The sequence below is a fragment of the Planomonospora parontospora genome, assembly GCA_014647935.1.
In the GTDB taxonomy this organism is placed as follows: Bacteria; Actinomycetota; Actinomycetes; order Streptosporangiales; family Streptosporangiaceae; genus Planomonospora; species Planomonospora parontospora.
This window is the reverse complement of the sequence record BMQD01000006.1, coordinates 319915-337763: the sequence shown is the minus strand read 5'-3', so window position 1 is coordinate 337763 and position 17849 is coordinate 319915. Positions and strand designations below refer to the sequence as shown.

The following is a 17849-nucleotide window of genomic DNA, read 5'->3' as shown; positions in this document are numbered from 1 at the left end:
GGACGGGCGGGCAGTACCCTGTCTGCCATGTCCGCAAACCTCAGGGTGTCCCGATGATCGGGCCGCTCGCCACCGGTCTGATCGTGTTCGCGCTGGTGATCGCGCTGGTGAGCCTGCTGACGACCGCGCTGAACAAGTCGATGGGCACCGTACTCCTCGTCGCGTTGGGCGTGCTCGAGATCGGCCTGCTCGTCCAGGCGGGATTCGTGGTCGCCGCGCTGGTCGGGGGAGAGGGCCCGGCCGACACCGCCACGCTGATCGGCTACACGGCGGGCACCGTGGTGATCCCTCCGGTCGCCGCGTTCTGGGGGGTGGGCGAGCGCTCCCGCTGGGGTCCCGCCGTGATCGCGGTCGCGGGTTTCGCGATCCCCGGCATGGTCGGGCGGATGCTGCAGATCTGGCAGGGGATGGGATGACCGGGCGCGCAGAGCAGGGCCGGACGGGGCAGGGCCGGCCGGTGGACGGCGGGCACACGACGGGCGCCGGGCCGGGCCGGGTGCTGGTCGCGGTCTACGGGATCTTCGCGCTGGCCGCCGGAGCGCGGGCGGCGGTGCAGATCTCACGGCAGTTCGGCGAGGCCCCGCTGGCCTACACGCTGTCGGCCTTCGCCGCCGCGGTCTACCTCCTGCTGGCCGTGGCCCTGGGCCGGGGGATGCGCCGCCTGGCGCTGGTGGCGTGCGGGATCGAGCTGGCCGGGGTGCTGATCGTGGGCACGCTGAGCCTGGTGGACCCGGAGGCGTTCCCGAAGGCAACGGTCTGGTCAGGTTTCGGGAGCGGTTACGTTTTCATCCCGTTAGTCCTTCCTGTCCTGGGACTTTATTGGCTTTCCCGCCGTAGGTAGTTAGCCCGCAGCCCGGCTGGGCAGTCCAGCCTCCCCAACCGCGAAACAGGGAGGCAGACTGTGAGCACGATCGAGCAGTCCATCGACGTGAACGTGCCGATCCGCACGGCGTACAACCAGTGGACGCAGTTCGAGAGCTTTCCCGAGTTCATGGAAGGCGTCGAGTCGGTCAAGCAGCTGAGCGACACCCGGACGGCGTGGATCGTGGAGATCGCCGGCGTCCGCCGCGAGTTCGAGGCGGAGATCACCGAGCAGCACCCCGACGAGCGGGTGGCCTGGAAGTCCGTCGAGCGGCCGCACCAGGCGGGTGTGGTGACCTTCCACCACGTGGCCCCGGACACCACCCGGGTCACGCTCCAGATGGAGTACGACCCGGAGGGCTTCGTCGAGACGGTCGGCGACTGGCTCCAGATCGTCCGGGTCCGCGTCAAGGGCGACCTGGAACGCTTCAAGGCGTTCATCGAGTCGCGCGGCGCCGAGACCGGCGCGTGGCGCGGGGACGTCCCGGGCCCGCAGGACCGCGGCGCCGACCCGCTGCTCGGCGGCGGCCTGCCGCCGACCACGCCGGGCCAGGGCCTCTGAGGCTCTCCGGGGGTCTCTGAGCCGAGCGAAGGAGCCCGGGTTCCTCTCTGTCAGAAGAGAGGGGCCCGGGCTTCCACGTTGTCAGGGATCTGCCGGGGATCCGTAATGTCAGGAACAAATGCGAATTTCAGTCCTGTTACAGTTGGAGTCAGCCAATCATCCCATGAATTTACGGCCCGAGTCGGGAGGACCGAAACCGCATGAGCGTGCTCACCCAGGAGACCCGGCGCCGCACAGGGGAAGCGGCAGGATCCCTGACCTGGCTGCTCGTGCTGGGGATCGTCCTGGCCGCGCTGAACCTGCGCACCGCGGTCACCAGCGTGGGGCCGGTCCTGGACGAGATCTCGGCCGGCCTCGGCATGTCCGGCGCCGGCATCGGGCTGCTCACCACCCTCCCGGTGCTCATCTTCGCCACCGTCGGGGCGGCGACCCCGGCCCTGGCCCGCAGGACCGGAGAGCACCGGCTGCTGCTGCTCGCCCTCCTCGCGCTCGGAACCGGCCTGGTGATCCGCGCGATGGCGGGCTCCGCCGAACTCTTCCTGTTCAGCAGCGCGCTGGCGCTGTCCGGCGGCGCGGTGGGCAACGTCCTCATCCCCACGCTGATCAAGCGCCATTTCCCCGGCAGGGCCGGGACGATGACCACGGTCTACACCACCGCGCTCGCGGTCGGCACCATGCTCGCCGCCGCGGCGACCGTGCCGATCGAGCGGGCCGCCGACGGCAACTGGCATCTGGCGCTCGGCGTGTGGGGCGCGCTGGCCGCCGTCGCCGCCCTTCCCTGGCTCGTGCTGCTGCGCAGCGAGCCGGACAAGGGCGAGGGCACCGGCCGCCTCGGCCTGCGGACGCTGCTCCGCAGCAGGCTGGCCTGGTCCGTCACCGCCTATTTCGGCACCCAGAGCATGGTGGCCTACATCATGTTCGGCTTCCTGCCCCAGATCCTCGTCGACGGCGGCTACACCTCGGGGCAGGCCGGGCTGGTGCTGGGCGTCTTCACCGCGATCGGCATCCCGGTCTCGATGATCACGCCCTCGGTCGCCTCCAGGTTCGCCGACCAGCGGCCGGCGGTGGCGGCGTTCGTCGCCTTCTACCTGGTGGGCTTCCTCGGCCTCTGGCTGGCCCCGGTCGCTCTGGCCTGGGTCTTCGCGGTCCTGGTCGGCATCGGGATGGGATCCTTCCCGCTCGCGCTGACCATGCTCGCCCTGCGCACGCGCACCCCCGAGGCCACCGCCGCTCTGTCCGCCTTCGGACAGAGCACCGGATACCTCATCGCGGGTGCGGGCCCCTTGGTCGTCGGCGTGATGCACGAGGCGACCGGAGGCTGGACGCTCACCTTCCTGCTCCTGCTCGCGGTGGTCACCGTGCAGCTCGCCGCCGGCTGGTACGCCGGCCGCGCCCGCTACCTGGAGGACGAGCGGGTCCAGGCCCGCTGACGCTCCCGCCCGGCCGCGGCCTGCGCCTCCTCGGGGGCGGCGCAGGCCGCGGCCGGCATCGTCTCCGGCGGTCCCGGCACCGCGGCCGGCATCGCTTCCACGTCCTCGGGGCGACGGACGGCATCGCTTCCACGGCCCCGGGCCGGCGGATGGCACGGACGGTGCACGGGTCCGGCACTGCGGACGGCACGGACGGTACGCGGGCCCGGCGCGGGAGGTCAGGCCGCGACCCGCGCCCCGGCCGCCCGCAGCGCGGCCCGCGCGGCGGCCAGGGCGCTGTGCGTGGAGACCTCGCTGAGCATGCCGGGGGCCGCGACCGAGTCGCCCGCCAGCCAGACGCCGTCCCCCCGGTCGATCGCGGGCCGGTCCCGCCAGGAGGACCCGGGCAGGTCCAGGGCACCGGTGCGGGCGTTGCAGACGGACTCCCGCCGCCAGGTCGCCCGCTCCGGCCAGCCCGGCAGGGCCAGGTCGGCCAGGCGCTCCAGCCTGCCGACGGCCTGGGCTCTCGTCTCGCCGGGCCGGAGCGGCATCTCCAGCTGAGCGAGCGTGTGCCCCGCGGGGGCGAGCGTGCGGTCCGCGAGGCCGTACTGCTCGGCGAACCCGCCCTCGTCCAGGTCGAAGACGGCGAAGGCGTCCCGGGGGCTCCGGACGAGTCCCAGATCGAGCAGGACCGCCCGGCCGCTCTCCCAGCGCAGCGACTCGTCCCCGAGCAGACCCCTGGCCGCGTCCAGCGAGGTGGCGACGATCACGGGTCCGCCTCCCGGCAGGCGGTCCACCCGCGAACCGGTCTCGATCCGCACGCCCAGGTCGCGTGCGCGGCCGGCCATCCGGTCGATCACCTTCCGCCAGCCGCCGACGACGTAGCGGGGAGCGGGGTACTGCGGCGCGCTCACCCGCAGCAGCCGCTCCCAGACGAAGGCGGCCGAGAGCCGCCCCGGGTCGGCGTCGAAGGTGGCGACGCCGGCCAGGCCGCAGGCCGTGCGCATCGCCTCCTCGCCGAAGCGCTCCGCGGCCCAGGTGCGGAAGTCCTGATCCACCGGGGCGGCGATCCTGCGCTTGGTCAGCGCGCTCACCAGGGGCCAGGGCGGCGTCAGGGCGAGGCGGCCGCCGTACCGGAAACGCGAGCGGGCGAGCTCGCCGAGCGTGGGCCTGCGGAACGGCTGGACCAGCCCGCGGGCCGCCATCCAGCGCCACGGCTCGCCGTCGGAGTAGAAGACGTGCGGGCCGTCGTTGGCGACGTACGGCGCCGCGGAGGAGCGGGCCCGCCCGCCCAGGGACCGGTGGGCCTCGTGGAGGGTGACGCGCGCGCCGCCCTCGGCGCAGGCGATGGCCGCGGTGAGCCCCGCGAGCCCGCCGCCGATGATGGTGATCTCTGTGGTCATGCCCTCACGACGCGGCGGGCGGGCGTGTTCGTGACACGGCGGGGACGCCGCCCCGGCGGTCCCGGGGGCCGGGAAACCGTTTGCGGACGCTGGAGGGCGACCCGGAGTGGACGGCCTCCGTCGAGAGGCTGCTGCGGGTGCGCGGGGTCCGCCGCGAGCAGGTACGGCGCGGCCAGGTGCTGGCCGCCGTCGGCGGCCAGACGGCTCACCGGCGCTTCACCGCCAGGATCCACCTGCTGCCGGCGGCGGACGGCGGACGCGGCACGGCGGTCGCGACCGGTTACCGGCCGCAGTTCTACCTCCGCACGACGGACGTGCCGGGCCGGCTGGAGCTGGGCGGGAGCGGGAGCGCGCAGCCCGGGGAGACCGTCGAGGCGGCGGTCGAGCTCGGTCGGCCGGTCGCCCTGGAGGCGGGGCTGGGCTTCGCGATCCGCGAGGGCGGTCGGACGGTGGGCGCGGGAACGGTCCTCGCCGTGCTCGACTGAGGGTTCGCGCTGTTCTCCGGGTCTGTTCCTGGGTCTGCTCCCGGGCCTGTGCTCGGGGTCTGTTCTCCGGCCCGTTCTCCGGCTCGTGCGAGCCGGAGAACGGCGCTCGCCGGCGGTACGCCCCGGTGCCCCGCTCTCCGGGGCGGGCCGCCGGAGCGGCGTCAGGCCGGGGAGGCGAGGCGGGTCAGCTTCTCCGGGTCGGCGACGAGGTAGACCGTCCGGACCAGGCCGTCCAGGACGACCAGGGAGAACACGGAGATGGGCCGCGCCCCGGCGGTCACCACGGCCGCCGGGGCGCCGTTCACGTCGGTGAACTCCACCGCGTAACCCTCCGGCGCCACGACGCCCAGGGACTCGGCGAACCGCCGGGCGCCCGCCTCGGTGGCGATCGCGGTGAGGAAGCGGGCGACCTTCCCGGTGCCGACGAGGGCCCGGAGCGGGGCCTTCGCCCGGCCGCCGCCGTCGGCCACCAGCGTGACGTCGTCGGAGAGCATCGCGATCAGCCCGTCGAGGTCACCGTCGACGCACGCGCCGATGAACCGCTCGGTGATCCGGCGGCGGCTCGTCCGGTCCACGTCGAACCGCGGCCGCCGCTCCTCGACGTGTTTCCTGGCCCGGCGCGCGAGCTGCCGCACCGTCGCCTCCGTACGGCCGACCGCCTCGCCGATCTCCGCGTACGGCAGGCCGAACGCCTCCCGGAGCACGAACACCGCCCGCTCCAGCGGCGACAACGTCTCCAGCACCACCAGCAGCGCCAACTCCACCGAGTTGGTCAGCGCGACCCGTTCGGCCACGTCCGGGACGGTGCCCGCCGGATCGGCGCCCACCGGCTCGGGCAGCCACTCCCCGACATGGGACTCCCTGCGGGCCTTTGCCCGCCGGAGCCGGTCGACGGCCAGGCGGGTGGTCACCCTGATCAGGTAGGCCCGGTCGTTCTCGACCGCCGCGGTGTCCGCGCCGGACCAGCGCAGCCATGCCTCCTGCACGACGTCCTCGGCGTCCGCGACGGTGCCTAGGATCCGGTAGGCGACCCCGGTCAGCAGGTCGCGGTGTTCCTCGAAGCGCTCGACGGTCACGAGTACACAGACGTATCACGGTCCCCCGCGCGTGACACGGCCGGGAAGGCCCTTCCGCCGGGAGGAACGGTGGCGCGAGACGGGTCCGGAGTGAGCTAGTATTTCTCTGCACCGCAAGGGGCTATGGCGCAGCTGGTAGCGCGCCTCCATGGCATGGAGGAGGTCTGGGGTTCGAATCCCCATAGCTCCACCTCGGGACCGTTCTCGAAACGGTCCGCAGGTGGTTGACGGGATCCCGTCCGATCGGCTCGATCGGGCGGGATCCCTTCGTTTTCTGGGCCCGTGCGGCCGTCGGCGGGCTCGTCCGGGCGGGTGCGGCGGTCGCCGAGAAGCGGTACCGGCGGTGTGCAGTCACTGCGAGCGCTTCAGAGACCAGCCGAGAGGCATGCGTGATCTGCGGTCGGCTGAGGACCGTGTCGTCGAGGACCACGTCCGCCAGGCGCAGCCGGTCACCCAGGCGGGGTGGAGACACCCGGCCGGCAGGTAATGCTCGCGCTGCAGGGCGTCGGCCGCAGAGGCGGCCCGATCTTGATACTCCAGATGCGGTGCTCGTGGGGCCGCTGTCAACAATTGAGGGTGGCGGTGGTCCGGGGCCGGCCAGAGGCGGGATCCAGGGTTACGGGGAATGTTCGCCCGTCGGACACCCGGATCTCGACCGAACTCGGTCCCGTCCACTTGACCGAGTCGAAGGCGTCGTCGGGGACGTCGTCGTTGAAGCAGCCGAGATCCCACTCCCTGCTGAGTAACCCGCTGTCCCGGCGGACGCTGAGCCACATCACCGTGTCCGGACCGAGACCTGCCAGAGACTTCTGGAGCCGGATCCTGTACGGGGCCGGTCCGTCGATGAAGCCGGCCTCCTGGGTAGAGGCGAACGTGAGGGCGACCCACCCTCCGAACAATGCGACACTCGCGCCCAGCCCGGCAAGGACGACGATCACGACGCGCAGCCACATCCGTCGTAGTCCGACGGCGGCCCACGCCATCAGGAGGCAGGCCAGCACACCGAGCGCGAACGGATGGTTCAGATGATCCCTCAAGAGCACCAGGTGGGAGTCATGGAAGTACACCAGGACTGCGAGGCCGCCCGTGCAGAGGGAGGCGGCCGACAGCACGAGTGAGCGAGGAGACATCGCGGCTCCCATCGACGGGGTGACATCAAGATCATGGCAGTACCGCGGTGCGGCAGTCGTGGAGTGCACGGAATCTCGACGAAACCCACGCAGCCTTCGGGCCGGTGCTCGGCCGCTGGACGGAGTGGGCGCGGTGATCGTGGAGAGGTGCACGGGCGGTGTGCGGGCGCGTCACGGGCCGGCCGCGAGGGCGGCCGATTCGTGCCGTGCGCTCTAGGATCGGGCCATGCCGTTGACCGCGAGCGACGTCGACCGGTTCGAGGCCTCCAGGCCGCGTCTGGAGGCCATCGCCTACCGCCTCCTGGGCTCCGCGGAAGAGGCCGAGGACGCCGTGCAGGAGACGTTCCTGCGCTGGCAGGCCGCAGACGTCGGCCGCATCGAGGTTCCCGAGGCCTGGTTGACGAAGGTCCTCACCAACCTGTGCCTCAACCAGCTCACCTCCGCGCGGGCACGCCGTGAGACCTACGTGGGCCAGTGGCTCCCCGAGCCGCTGTTCGCCGGGGACCCGATGCTCGGCCCGGCCGACACCGCCGAGCAGCGCGAATCGGTCTCGTACGCGGTGCTCACCCTCATGGAGCGCCTCTCCCCCAACGAGCGGGCGGTGTACGTGCTGCGGGAGGCCTTCGACTGCCCGCACCGGGAGATCGCCGAGATCCTCGACATCACCGAGGCCGCCAGCCAGCAGATCCTGCACCGGGCCAAGAAGCACCTCGCGGACGGCAGGACCCGCACCGAGATCGACGGGGCCGCCGCCCGGCGGATCGTCGAGGAGTTCCTGGCGGCCGCCACCAGCGGCCGGATCGAGCCGCTCGTGCGCCTGCTCACCGAGGACGCCGTGTCGATCGCCGACGGCGGCGGGAAGGTCCCGGCCCGTGCCAAGGCGTTCGAGGGCGCCGTCGCGGTCGCGAAGTTCCTGCGGGGCCTGTTCAAACCCGGCGAGGCCAAGCGCGCCCTGGCCGGCGGCACGCCCGAGGTCTACGCCTGGACCGCCAACGGCGGCCCCGCCGTGGTGGCCGTCGTGGACGGCCGGGTCATCGGGATCATGTGCCTGGAGGTCACCGCCGAGGGCATCGCCGCGTTCCGCAACCAGGTCAACCCCGACAAGCTCGAGCGCGCGACCGCGCACTGGGCGGCCACCGACCACGGGGAGCCCCTGTTCAGCGTCTTCTGATCGCGGTGTGAGGTGCTTCACACCGTGTTCCTGTCAGGAAACGGCGGGCCGCCCGGTTCAGGTGGCGAACCCCCGCAAGACAGGAGCAAGGAAATGCAGCACCGCATCGTCGTCCTCGGAGCCGGATACACCGGAGCCGTCGTCGCCGGCCGTCTCGCCAAGCGGCTCCGCCGCGAGGACGTCACCGTCACCCTCGTCAACGCCGAGCCCGACTTCGTGGAACGCGTCCGCATGCACCAGCTGGCGGTCGGCCAGGACCTCAAGCCCCGGCCGCTGCGTGAGATGTTCGCGGGCAGCGGGGTCGAACCGAGGCTCGCGAAGGTCACCGGCATCGACGCCGACCGCAGGACCGTCTCCGTCACCGACGCGGACGGCGACGGAGAGCTCGCCTATGACACGCTCGTCTACGCCCTCGGCAGCGGCTGGGACACCCAGGGCGTCCCCGGGGTCGCCGAGCACGCCCACGAGATCGCCGGTCGCCCCGGAGCGCTCCGGCTGCGCGAGCGCCTGGCCGGCCTCGACGCCGGGCGGACCGTGGTCGTCGTCGGCGGCGGGCTCACCGGTCTGGAGGCCGCGGCCGAGATCGCCGAGGCCCGCCCGGACCTCGGCGTCGCCCTCGCCGCCCGCGGCGGCCTCGGCGACTGGCTCTCGCCCAAGGGCCGCGAGCACCTGCGGAAGGTCTTCGGCAGGCTCGGGATCACCGTGCACGAGCACGCCGCGGTCACCGGCGTCGAAGCCGACCGCGTCGTCACCGCCGACGGCAGGACCGTCCCGGCCGATGTCACCGTGTGGACCACCGGCTTCGCGGTCCACCCGATCGCGAAGGCGACCACCCTGGAAGTCACCGGCACCGGTCAGATCGTGGTCGACGGGACCATGCGCTCGGTCTCGCACCCGGACGTGTACGCCGTCGGAGACGCGGCCATGGCGACGGGTCCCGGGGGCAAGCCGCTGCGGATGTCGTGCGCCTCGGGGACCCCGGCCGCGTGGCAGGCCGCCGACGCGATCGCGGCGCGCCTGACCGGCGGGAAGCCCCCGGCCGCCTCGATCCGCTACTTCAACCAGTGCATCTCACTGGGCCGGAAGGAGGGTCTGATCCAGTACGTCACCGCCGACGACCGCGCCGTGCGGGCGGCCCTGACCGGGCGGCTCGCCGCCGCCTACAAGGAACTGGTCTGCAAGGGGGCCGCCTGGGGCGTCGCCAACCCGACGCTCGGGCTGCCGGCCCGGCGCCGCCGCGTCACGCGGGAGGGGGCCGCGGCGGGCTCGGCCGCCAAGGCGCCGGCGTAGCGCACGGAGCGAAGCGTGCGGACCGCGCGGCAGGCGCTGTGCCGTACCGGCGCGCGCCCGATCCGGCCCTCGTCGCCCTCGCCGCCCACGGCCCTCTCGCCGTGGGCGGCGACCGGGGCGCCGGCTCAGCCCTCGGCCCGGACCGGCGCCTCGACGGTGCCCAGGCCGGTCTCCAGGTGCGCCAGTGCCCTGTCGATCTCGGCGGGCCCGTCCATGCGCGCGTCCTGTGCCCACTGCAGCCAGACCATGGCCACGACACCGAAGACGGCGCCGACGGCGTTCCGTATCCGCGGGTCGTCCGCGGGGCTTCCGGCCCTGTCCGCCACGGTCTCGCAAACCTCGCGGATCAGGCCGGGGCTCCTGCGCAGGTTGGCCGCGAGCAGCTCGGGCACGGTGGCTGCGAACACCTCGCGGGCGTGCCCTGCGGCGATCTCCTCGGCGGACAGGGCGGCGAACGCCGTGCGGAACGCGCCGCGCAGCACGGTGACCGGCGCGCCCGGCGGCTGGGCGGCCAGGGCCTCGATGAGGGGCGGGAAGCGATCGAGCGCGGCCAGGTGCTCCTTCGCCGGGAAGTAGCGGAAGAAGGTGGCGGGGGAGATCTCGGCGGCCTCGGCGATCTGCTCGATGGTGGTGGCGTCGTAACCGCGCTCCCTGAAGAGCCGGAAGGCTTCGCGCAGGATCGCCTCCCTGGTCCTGGCCTTCTTCCGTTCGCGCAGCCCGTCGTCACCCACGCATCGGACTTTACCGCACTCGCAAATGATGGTTCACTCTCAATTGAGAGAGATCTCTCGGATTAATCGGAGAGTCTCACCTGGCAACGGAGGTGACCCGCCATGGGTGACGACGTCGACGGCCTGCATCACGTGGGCCACGTGGTACGGGACATGGGCGAGGCGATGGAGCGGTACCGCCGGCTGGGCTTCACGGTGTCGGCACCCGCCTATCCCGTTCTTCCGCGCAGGACGGGAGGCCCCGCCGAGCCCTTCGGGGTGGCCAACGCCCATGTGTACTTTCCCGGCGGCTTCATCGAGCTGGTGGCCGTCCTCGACGAGACCGGTCGCGTGCCGGGCGGGGCCCGTCCGATCCCGCTGCAGGTGCCCGATGACAGGCTGCCGGGGCTGGTGGCCGCGATCCGCGCCACCGCCGTGAACATCACGTCCTTCCTCCGGCGTTTTCAGGGGCTCCACATCGTGATCGCGGATACGCCGGACATCGACGGCGTCGCCGCGCGGCTGACGGCCGGGGGCGTCGGCCACGGCGGCGTGCACGCCATCCAGCGGCCCGTCGAGACCGGGACGGGGACCAGGATGGAGCCCGCTCGCTACCTCGAGATCTCCGATCCGGGCCTGCCCGCGGGGCGGGTGCCGGAAGGCAGGATCGGGTTCGCCGAGAACGGCCGGGCCGAGGTGCCCGGGGACCGGCGGCACGCCGGCCATCCCAATGGTGCGACCGGCCTGCGCGAATGCGTGCTGTGCGTCGCCGACTCGGAGCTGCCCGGGCTGGAGCGGCGCTACGGCACCTACTTCGGCCGGATGCGCCGCGACCGGACGGCGCCGGGCGTGGCGCGCTTCGACCGGGCGAACGTCACCGTCGTGTCCGCGTCGGCGCTCGCCGACCTGCTGCCCGGTGAACGTCCGGCGGTCCTGCCGGCGTTCGTCGCCTACACGGTGTCGGTGCCCGACGTCGCCTCCACCGAGCGGCTCCTGCGCGGCAACGGCCTCCCGATCATCCGGACCGGCCCCGGGGAGATGTTCGTGCCCGCCGACGCCGCCCTGGGCACCGCGGTCGGCTTCCGTCAGGACGACTGAGGCGGCCTCCGCGCGGCGGGGCTCATGAGGCCGCCGTCCGGACGGTGGACGGTGAGCTCGCCGTACGCCGACAGGAGCCCGGCCAGGTCGCCGGGTGCGCCGCGGAGCGTGTGATCCAGGAACGCGGCGCTGGCGCCGGCGGTTATCCGCAGCCCCGAGGCGCGGTCCAGGGAGCCGACCAGCGAGGGCACGGGCGGCAGGTAGAGCGGTGCGTCGGTGAAGGAGAGATGCGCGGTGCCCGGGACGGTGAGCCGGTAGCCCGGAGCGGTGCCGAGCTCGAGGACCCGGGTGAGGCGGGGGATGTAGTCCGGGTCGGTGCCGGGTCCGACGGACTGGGTGAGGGCGAGCACAGGCTGGCGCAGCGGCCGTGAGGCGGGCCCGTGGGGATAGCCGTCCAGGTCGATGACGGCCGCGAACCGCGGGTCCTGCCGGGCGGCCTGCAGGGCGGCGGCCCCGCCCAGGGAGTGCCCGGTCGCCGCGGCCCGGCCGGTGTCGAGGCGGCCGGTCATCCCCCGGGCGGGGCCGGGGATCTCACCGCGGTCGACCCGGCCGAGCTGGGTGAGGACGAAGCGGAGGTCGGCGGCCCGGACCGCCGTCCAGCGGGCCGAGCGCCTGGCGTCCTCCGCCTCGTCGCCGGTGGCCGCGATCCGGGTGCGGACCGTACGGCCGTCGGCGAGGACGACGGCGGCCGAGTCGTAGGGGTGGTCGAGGGCCGCGACCACGTAACCGCGGCCGGCCAGCTCCTCCGCCCAGGCGGTGTTCTGGGTGCGCACCCCGCCCAGCCCGGGGGAGAACAGCACGAGGGGGAACCGTCCGCCGCCCTGGGCCACCGCCGCGCCGGGCACCGCGTTCGTGCGGGCGCGCGGAAGCCCGTCGAGCAGGAAGCCCGGCGCGCCGAGATAGCCGGCCAGGCCGTGGGCGACGGTGCGCGCCTCCTGCGGGGTGCGGCCCAGGTACTGCGCCTTGGCGGCCGTCCCGGTGCTCACGGGTCCTCTTTGCGCGGGATACCAGAGCTGGACCACGACCGTGCGCCGGTCACCGGGATCGGGGGTGGCCGTCTCGGGGCGGTCCGGGTCGTCCCACTGCACGACGGCGGTGCCGACCTCGTGCGGCCCCGTCGGGTCGGGGAACACCGGTACCGGCAGCGCCCACGCCGCCCCCGCGCCCGCGGCGACCAGGCCGAGGCACGCCGCCGATCCCAGCAGGGCCGGCCACCGCCGGGCGCGCCGCGGGGGCGGCCCGGTACGCCGCCGCAGCAGCGGGAGGACGGCGGACGGGAGCGCGAGCGCGGCGCCCGCGAGCACCGGCACCAGCTGCCAGCGCAGCCCGAGCACGACCAGCAACGCTCCGGCGGGCACGGCGATCGCCGCGGCGGCGAGCACGAGCGGCCGCCGGGCACCGGCCGGTGACCAGGGGGCCGCCACCAGGGCGACCGCGGCCAGCACGGCCAGGAGCTCCAAAGGGGACATGCCGGGTCCCGCGATCATCTCGGTCATCCGGCCATCGTCGGCGAGAGGACGGCGCCGGCACATCGGCCGTGGGGCGGGAGCCGTCTGCCACCCGGGTAGCACCGCGCGGGCGGTCTGCGACCCGGGTCGTATCGCGCGGGCGGTCTGCGACCCGGGTCGTATCGCGCGGGCGGTCTGCGACCCGGGTCGTATCGCGCGGGCGGTCTGCGACCCGGGTCGTATCGGATGCCGCCGGTGCCCCCGGTCCGGGAGCGGGCCCGCCGCCCGCCCACTCCCCGTCCCCCCACGCGGCCGCCGGTCCGGGACGCGCAGAGGTTTGGATCTTCCGGATCCGGGCAGCCGTCGGCCGTCCCGATGACGGTTACCAACAGGAGGCGGCCATGCTGCGCAAGCGGCCCCAGGTCGGCACGGTTGCGGTGGTCGCCCACCGGAGGAAGTCGCTCGGCGGAGGACTGGACGAGCTGCGCAGGCTCCTCGCCGACGAAGGCGTGGAGGAGCTCCTCTGGTACGAGGTGCCCAAGAGCAAGAAGGCGCCGAAGAAGGTGCGGAAGGCGCTCAAGGAGGGCGCTCGGCTGCTCCTGGTGTGGGGCGGCGACGGCATGGTGCAGCGGTGCGTGGACGCGGCCGCGGGGTCGAAGGTGACCGTCGGCATCATCCCGGCCGGTACGGCCAACATGTTCGCCGGGAACCTCGGCATCCCCGAGGACCTGCCGGAGGCGGTGCGGATCGCCTTCCACGGCCGGGACCGGAAGCTGGACCTGGGCAAGGTCAACGGCGAGCACTTCGCGGTGATGGCCGGTGTGGGCTTCGACGCGGAGATGATCAAAGACGCCGACCGGGGGCTGAAGGACCGGATGGGCCGGGCGGCCTACTTCTGGACCGGCCTCCGGCACGTCCGGGGCGAGCTCGTCCCGATGAAGATCAAGGTCGACGGGACGAAGTGGTTCGAGGGCGAGGCGAGCTGCGTGCTGTTCGGCAACGTCGGCACGATCACCGGCGGCATCGAGGCCTTCGACGACGCGCGGCCGGACGACGGCTGGCTGGAGGTCGGCGTGACCACCGCCAAGGGGCCCATCCAGTGGGCCCGCACGCTCGGCCGGATGAGCGTGAGCCGCTCCGACTCCTCGCCCTTCGTCCGCATGACCCGGGCCAGGAAGATCACCGTCAAGCTCGGCGCGCCGATGGCCTACGAGCTGGACGGCGGCGCCAAGGGGACGGTCACCGAGCTCAGGGCCGAGGTCGTGCCCGGCGGACTCACCCTGCGGGTCCCCGAGCCGGACGGGCCGGAGGCGCAGGACGCGCCGGGGTGACCGCGGTCCGCGGCCGGGCCGTCCTCCGGCTCCGCGTGCCGGGCGGGGACGCGCCGGGCGGTGGATAACCGGTTGGACCCGGCGACGCGAGCGGGCAGCATGGCGGGCATGTCACTTCGCTTCCACGAGATCGCCGAGGGCGGTCACCGCGTCCTGAACCCGTTCACCGAGGAGAAGCTGGCGCTGCTCGGCAGGGTCGCCCGGCTCCGCCACGGCATGCGCCTGCTCGACCTGTGCTGCGGAAAGGGCGAGATGCTCTGCAGCTGGTCCCTGGAGCACGGGATCGAGGGCACGGGCGTCGACATCAGCGAGGTCTTCCTGGACGCGGCGCACGAACGGGCGGTGGAGCTCGGGGTGGCCGGCCGGGTGCGGTTCGAGCGGGGGGACGCCGGCGCCTACCGGGCCGAGCCGGGCTCCTACGACGTCGTGTCGTGCCTGGGGGCGACCTGGATCGGGGGAGGCCTGGAGGGCACGGTCAAGCTCATGCTCCCCGCGCTCGCGGAGGACGGGATCCTCCTCGTCGGCGAGCCGTACTGGACCGAGGAGCCGCCCGCGGGGGCGCACGAGGCGTTCGGCTTCGGGCCGGACGACTTCACCTCGCTGACCGGGACGTTCGACCGCTTCGAGGCGGCCGGGACGGAGGTGCTGGAGATGGTCCTGGCCGACGGCGACAGCTGGGACCGCTACGCGGCGAGCCAGTGGTGGACGATGAGCGACTGGCTCCGCGCCAACCCCGAGGATCCCGACGCCGCGGAGATGCGCGGGTTCCTGGAGCGGGCCCGCCGTTCCCACGTCGAGTACGGCAGGCGTTACCTCGGATGGGGCGTCTTCGTGCTGCGCCGCCGTTGACGGTTACCGGCGAGTAGGAATAGGTTCTGCATACCGGCCGGTCGGTCCAGGGGTGTGCCCGTGTGACCCCGGCCGGAACGGCCTGCTCCGCCGACTCCTGGAGGCACGATGACCGACGTCCAGCTCGCCCGGCAGTCCTGGCGCCGCCTGGAGCCCGTCCACGGGATGATCTACTTCGTCCCCGAGGCCGCCGAGCGCTACGCCGCCCTGGGGCTCGACGCCCAGGCGGGGTACTTCGCCTCCCGCTCGGCCGCGTTCGGCGCCGCCTCGCCGGAGCTGGTCATCGCGACCTTCTACAACTTCCACCCCGGGCTCGTGCGCAAGGCGCTCCCGGCCGCCTGGGACGTCGTGACCCCGGCGCAGATGATCGAGGCGCGCTACGAGGCCGCCGACGCCGCGCTGCGCCGGGGCGGGGTCCACGAGGTGCCCGGCCTCGCCGAGACGACCGCGCTGGCCAGGCGGGCCGCGGAGCGCGCCTGCGAGCACCCCCAGGGCCGGGCGCTGTTCGCCGCGCACGCCACGTTGCCGTGGCCGTCCGATCCGCTGCTGGAGCTGTGGCACGCCCAGACCCTGCTGCGCGAGTTCCGCGGCGACGGGCACGTCGCGGCCCTGCTCGCCGAGGGGATCGGGCCGCTGGAGGCCCTGGTGCTGCACGGCGCCACCGGGACCATGCCGACGGTCTTCCTGAAGGTCAGCCGGGCCTGGCCCGCGGAGGAGTGGCTGGCGGCGGAGGAGTCGCTACGCGAGCGCGGGCTGCTGGCCGGAGACGAGCTCACCCGGGAGGGACGGGCCCTGCGGCAGCGCGTCGAGGACCGCACCGACGAACTGGCCCTGCCCGCCTACGCCGCGCTCTCCGACGACGAGCTCGCCCGCCTGGCCGAGCTGGCCAGGGCCTTCGGCCGCCGGGTGGTCGATGCGGGCCTGCTCAGCATCGGCGGCTGACGCCGCCGACCGGTCCGCCCGCGCCCGCCGACTGGCCTGCCCGCGCCCGCCCGCCGTCATGACCGGTCGCCTCGGCACGACCGGCCGGATCCCGCCAGGGCCGGTGGACCGGCCGCGGACGGGTCGGTCAGCCGGTCGTGACCGGGCGGGTCAGCCGGTCGCGGACGGGTCGGTGACCTGGCCCAGGAAGAGCGGGACCAGCGTCGGCCGGTGGACGATCGCGAAGGCGAACGGCCGGTCGGCGCGGAAGACGGCCTCCGCGGGCGGCGGAGCGGCGGCGGGGAACGCCAGGCCGGTCACGGCGGCGGCCTCGGTACCCCACTCGTCCACGGTGATGTTCGCCGTGTGCGCCGCCCGGTCCAGGAAGAGGTCGTCGGCGATGCCGGAGTAGCCGGTGTTCCTCAGACCGAGCCGCTCCAGCGGCTCCTTCAGGTCCAGAGAGGTGGAGAAGTCCCATCGGGGCAGGGCGACGCCGACCCGGGTCGTCTCCAGCCGCCCGCCCAGCTCGGCGAGCGCCTCGGGGGCGAGCCGGTCGCCGACGGAGCCGCCCTCGTCCGGCAGGACGACCCACATGGCCAGCTCGCTCCCGGCGTAGGCGAGCTCGACGGCCTGCCAGCCCGGTCCGCTGGCGTAGGGGAGCTCGGCCTCCACCCGCATCAGGTCCGTGCGGACCACCCTGCCGTCGGCGCGGGTGAAGGCGGCGGCCTCCTCCGGCGGGGCGGTGAACGGGACGGCCCAGTCGGCCTTCAGATAGAGCGCGTTCGCGATCACCAGCCTGGTGCGGGGGTCCGGCCGGTCGAACACCTTCTTGATCCGCCCGGCGGTCTGCTCCTCGGCCCAGGCGTTGATCGCCTCGGCGCCGTCCGAGGAGAAGTCCACCTGGTGTGCGCCGGTGCCGTACTCGGCGGCGAGCGTGTGCAGGAACTCCGCCCCGACGTCCAGGCCGTCCTGGACGAAGAGCCCGGAGGCGAGCCTGACGACCGGCGGCGACGCCCCGGTCTCCTGAGCGTCGCGCGGGGCGTCCCGGTCAGGCGGGGGAGGGGCCTCATCGGTCGTGGCGATCACCCGCGACAACGTGTTGAACGCCGCGTGGGGCCCCTCAGACGGGAAACCGAAGACCTCGTCCAGCTCGGCCCCGGTCGCGGGATCCGCGCCCGCCCGCGCCATGCCGTACGCGTGCGCGATGCCCAGCGGGGACAGCACCGTGTTGACGCCGGGCTCGGCGGCGGCGGTGAACAGTGCGTGGCCGAACGCCGCCAGGCCGGGGCGCAGGTTCGCCACCGGCGGGCCCGGCCCCGGTCCGGCGTAGAGGTTGCGCTCCACTCCCTCCGCAGTGACCAGGCGGGACCCGGGCGGGCCGCACGCCGCGAGGGCGGCGACGGCCAGCAGGGCGGTGAACAGGCGACGGTACATGCCTTCAGAGACGTCCCGGGCACCGGAGCGGTTCACGGACGGGAACCGGGACCCGGCCACGGTCCCGCGGTCAGACGGCGTATCCGGCGAAGAGCGGGAACGGCAGCAGCGCGCGGACCAGGGTGCGCCGCATCGGCCGGCCGGGGAAGTCCCTCCGCACGGCCTCCGCCAGCCTCCCGGCGGAGACGAACCGGAAGTCGTAGATCCACAGGGCCCCCTCGGGCTTCAGCACCCGGGCGAACTCCGCCACGGCGCGGTCCACCCGGTCCCAGTGGTGCATGCTCAGCGTCGAGACGACGAGGTCGAAGCCGCCGTCCGGGCAGGGCAGGTCCGCGACGTCGGCCGCCTCCAGGGCGATCCGGTCCTCCAGCCCGGCCTCGCGCACCCGGCGGCGGCCGATCGAGATCATGTCCCCCGACAGGTCCACGCCGGTCAGCCGGAGGTCCGGGCGGAGCCGGGCGAGTTCGAGGAGCAGGTGGCCGGAGCCGGTCCCCGCGTCGAGGACGGCGCCGTCCCGGGGCACGGCGGCGGCGACGTCCCGGCAGATCCTGCGGAACAGGGAGCGGTTCAGGCGGCCCGCCCGCCGGTCGTACCGCTCGGCGTCCCGGCCTTCGAAGGTGGACATCGGAGAACACTTCCTCTCGGGGTTGACTTCCGGTCCCACCCTGCAT

At 73.9% G+C, this 17849-nt stretch carries 18 protein-coding genes and 1 tRNA gene; 12 read left to right on the top strand and 7 right to left on the bottom strand.

What is annotated here, in order from left to right; all coding sequences use genetic code 11:
• Positions 1-53: 53 nt before the first annotated feature.
• The 4 genes from IEZ07_RS12510 to IEZ07_RS12495 all read left to right on the top strand — a co-directional run bounded on the left by IEZ07_RS12510 (position 54) and on the right by IEZ07_RS12495 (position 2853).
• Complete coding sequence (locus IEZ07_RS12510) at positions 54-416, top strand: hypothetical protein (protein ID WP_191894894.1); 363 nt, start codon at positions 54-56, stop codon at positions 414-416.
• The gene (locus IEZ07_RS12505) at positions 413-841 is read left to right on the top strand and encodes a hypothetical protein (RefSeq protein WP_230881917.1); all 429 of its coding nucleotides are present in this window, start codon (positions 413-415) and stop codon (positions 839-841) included. Before IEZ07_RS12510 ends, IEZ07_RS12505 begins: the two co-directional genes overlap by 4 nt.
• Positions 842-901: 60 nt before the next feature.
• A complete protein-coding gene (locus IEZ07_RS12500) occupies positions 902-1423 on the top strand; it encodes an SRPBCC family protein (protein ID WP_231647448.1) in 522 nt (173 codons plus the stop codon).
• Between the two features lie 200 nt (positions 1424-1623).
• On the top strand, positions 1624-2853 hold the full coding sequence (locus IEZ07_RS12495) for a CynX/NimT family MFS transporter (protein WP_191894893.1): 1230 nt from the start codon (positions 1624-1626) through the stop codon (positions 2851-2853).
• A 218-nt stretch (positions 2854-3071) separates the two neighbouring features.
• Here the strand turns inward: IEZ07_RS12495 and IEZ07_RS12490 are convergent, their stop codons facing one another.
• Positions 3072-4235, bottom strand: coding sequence for a phytoene desaturase family protein (locus IEZ07_RS12490; RefSeq protein ID WP_191894892.1), 1164 nt, complete (start codon positions 4233-4235; stop codon positions 3072-3074).
• Positions 4236-4315: 80 nt separating this feature from the next.
• Here IEZ07_RS12490 and IEZ07_RS12485 point away from each other — a divergent pair, with 80 nt between their 5' ends.
• The gene (locus IEZ07_RS12485) at positions 4316-4720 is read left to right on the top strand and encodes an EF-Tu C-terminal domain-related protein (RefSeq protein WP_239319781.1); all 405 of its coding nucleotides are present in this window, start codon (positions 4316-4318) and stop codon (positions 4718-4720) included.
• A gap of 161 nt (positions 4721-4881) precedes the next feature.
• On the opposite strand, the gene sigJ (IEZ07_RS12480) is transcribed toward IEZ07_RS12485, so the two are convergent.
• The gene (gene sigJ, locus IEZ07_RS12480; protein ID WP_191894891.1) at positions 4882-5796 is read right to left on the bottom strand and encodes an RNA polymerase sigma factor SigJ; all 915 of its coding nucleotides are present in this window, start codon (positions 5794-5796) and stop codon (positions 4882-4884) included.
• 117 nt (positions 5797-5913) lie between these two features.
• Here sigJ (IEZ07_RS12480) and IEZ07_RS12475 point away from each other — a divergent pair.
• Positions 5914-5986: transfer RNA gene (locus IEZ07_RS12475), tRNA-Ala, on the top strand.
• 373 nt (positions 5987-6359) lie between these two features.
• Here IEZ07_RS12475 and IEZ07_RS12470 read toward each other — a convergent pair.
• On the bottom strand, positions 6360-6926 hold the full coding sequence (locus IEZ07_RS12470; protein ID WP_191894890.1) for a hypothetical protein: 567 nt from the start codon (positions 6924-6926) through the stop codon (positions 6360-6362).
• Positions 6927-7152: 226 nt separating this feature from the next.
• Between IEZ07_RS12470 and sigJ (IEZ07_RS12465) the strand changes: the two genes are divergently transcribed.
• The gene (gene sigJ / locus IEZ07_RS12465; protein ID WP_191894889.1) at positions 7153-8097 is read left to right on the top strand and encodes an RNA polymerase sigma factor SigJ; all 945 of its coding nucleotides are present in this window, start codon (positions 7153-7155) and stop codon (positions 8095-8097) included.
• 93 nt (positions 8098-8190) lie between these two features.
• Entirely contained in the window at positions 8191-9387 is a 1197-nt protein-coding gene (locus IEZ07_RS12460; RefSeq protein WP_191894888.1) for an NAD(P)/FAD-dependent oxidoreductase, read from the top strand.
• A gap of 125 nt (positions 9388-9512) precedes the next feature.
• Here IEZ07_RS12460 and IEZ07_RS12455 read toward each other — a convergent pair whose 3' ends face one another.
• Positions 9513-10118: a TetR family transcriptional regulator gene (locus IEZ07_RS12455; RefSeq protein ID WP_191894887.1), complete on the bottom strand. Its 606-nt coding sequence runs from the start codon at positions 10116-10118 to the stop codon at positions 9513-9515.
• 102 nt (positions 10119-10220) lie between these two features.
• On the opposite strand from IEZ07_RS12455, the gene IEZ07_RS12450 reads away from it, so the two are divergent.
• Entirely contained in the window at positions 10221-11195 is a 975-nt protein-coding gene (locus tag IEZ07_RS12450; protein ID WP_191894886.1) for a VOC family protein, read from the top strand.
• On the opposite strand, the gene IEZ07_RS12445 is transcribed toward IEZ07_RS12450, so the two are convergent.
• Complete coding sequence (locus tag IEZ07_RS12445; protein ID WP_239319783.1) at positions 11183-12691, bottom strand: alpha/beta hydrolase family protein; 1509 nt, start codon at positions 12689-12691, stop codon at positions 11183-11185. The genes IEZ07_RS12450 and IEZ07_RS12445 overlap by 13 nt on opposite strands.
• A 353-nt stretch (positions 12692-13044) precedes the next feature.
• Between IEZ07_RS12445 and IEZ07_RS12440 the strand changes: the two genes are divergently transcribed.
• The 3 genes from IEZ07_RS12440 (at position 13045) to IEZ07_RS12430 (ending at position 15765) form a co-directional block, all read left to right on the top strand.
• Positions 13045-13974: a diacylglycerol/lipid kinase family protein gene (locus tag IEZ07_RS12440; RefSeq protein ID WP_191894884.1), complete on the top strand. Its 930-nt coding sequence runs from the start codon at positions 13045-13047 to the stop codon at positions 13972-13974.
• 108 nt (positions 13975-14082) lie between these two features.
• On the top strand, positions 14083-14823 hold the full coding sequence (locus IEZ07_RS12435; protein WP_239319785.1) for an SAM-dependent methyltransferase: 741 nt from the start codon (positions 14083-14085) through the stop codon (positions 14821-14823).
• 108 nt (positions 14824-14931) lie between these two features.
• Positions 14932-15765, top strand: coding sequence for an SCO6745 family protein (locus IEZ07_RS12430; RefSeq protein WP_191894883.1), 834 nt, complete (start codon positions 14932-14934; stop codon positions 15763-15765).
• Positions 15766-15915: 150 nt separating this feature from the next.
• Here the strand turns inward: IEZ07_RS12430 and IEZ07_RS12425 are convergent, their stop codons facing one another.
• Both IEZ07_RS12425 and IEZ07_RS12420 read right to left on the bottom strand, forming a co-directional pair.
• On the bottom strand, positions 15916-17178 hold the full coding sequence (locus IEZ07_RS12425; protein ID WP_191894882.1) for a serpin family protein: 1263 nt from the start codon (positions 17176-17178) through the stop codon (positions 15916-15918).
• A 70-nt stretch (positions 17179-17248) separates the two neighbouring features.
• Positions 17249-17803, bottom strand: coding sequence for a class I SAM-dependent methyltransferase (locus IEZ07_RS12420; RefSeq protein ID WP_191894881.1), 555 nt, complete (start codon positions 17801-17803; stop codon positions 17249-17251).
• Positions 17804-17849 lie beyond the last annotated feature (46 nt).

Bases quoted from the DNA above. Each gene is read 5' to 3' on its own strand.
- IEZ07_RS12460 (WP_191894888.1), top strand. From the start codon at position 8,191: ATGCAGCACCGCATCGTCGTCCTCGGAGCCGGATACACCGGAGCCGTC.
- IEZ07_RS12470 (WP_191894890.1), bottom strand. From the start codon at position 6,926: ATGTCTCCTCGCTCACTCGTGCTGTCGGCCGCCTCCCTCTGCACGGGC.
- IEZ07_RS12425 (WP_191894882.1), bottom strand. From the start codon at position 17,178: ATGTACCGTCGCCTGTTCACCGCCCTGCTGGCCGTCGCCGCCCTCGCG.
- IEZ07_RS12510 (WP_191894894.1), top strand. From the start codon at position 54: ATGATCGGGCCGCTCGCCACCGGTCTGATCGTGTTCGCGCTGGTGATC.
- sigJ (WP_191894889.1), top strand. From the start codon at position 7,153: ATGCCGTTGACCGCGAGCGACGTCGACCGGTTCGAGGCCTCCAGGCCG.
- IEZ07_RS12420 (WP_191894881.1), bottom strand. From the start codon at position 17,803: ATGTCCACCTTCGAAGGCCGGGACGCCGAGCGGTACGACCGGCGGGCG.
- IEZ07_RS12490 (WP_191894892.1), bottom strand. From the start codon at position 4,235: ATGACCACAGAGATCACCATCATCGGCGGCGGGCTCGCGGGGCTCACC.
- IEZ07_RS12505 (WP_230881917.1), top strand. From the start codon at position 413: ATGACCGGGCGCGCAGAGCAGGGCCGGACGGGGCAGGGCCGGCCGGTG.
- IEZ07_RS12445 (WP_239319783.1), bottom strand. From the start codon at position 12,691: ATGACCGAGATGATCGCGGGACCCGGCATGTCCCCTTTGGAGCTCCTG.
- IEZ07_RS12435 (WP_239319785.1), top strand. From the start codon at position 14,083: ATGTCACTTCGCTTCCACGAGATCGCCGAGGGCGGTCACCGCGTCCTG.
- IEZ07_RS12430 (WP_191894883.1), top strand. From the start codon at position 14,932: ATGACCGACGTCCAGCTCGCCCGGCAGTCCTGGCGCCGCCTGGAGCCC.
- IEZ07_RS12450 (WP_191894886.1), top strand. From the start codon at position 10,221: ATGGGTGACGACGTCGACGGCCTGCATCACGTGGGCCACGTGGTACGG.
- IEZ07_RS12495 (WP_191894893.1), top strand. From the start codon at position 1,624: ATGAGCGTGCTCACCCAGGAGACCCGGCGCCGCACAGGGGAAGCGGCA.
- IEZ07_RS12440 (WP_191894884.1), top strand. From the start codon at position 13,045: ATGCTGCGCAAGCGGCCCCAGGTCGGCACGGTTGCGGTGGTCGCCCAC.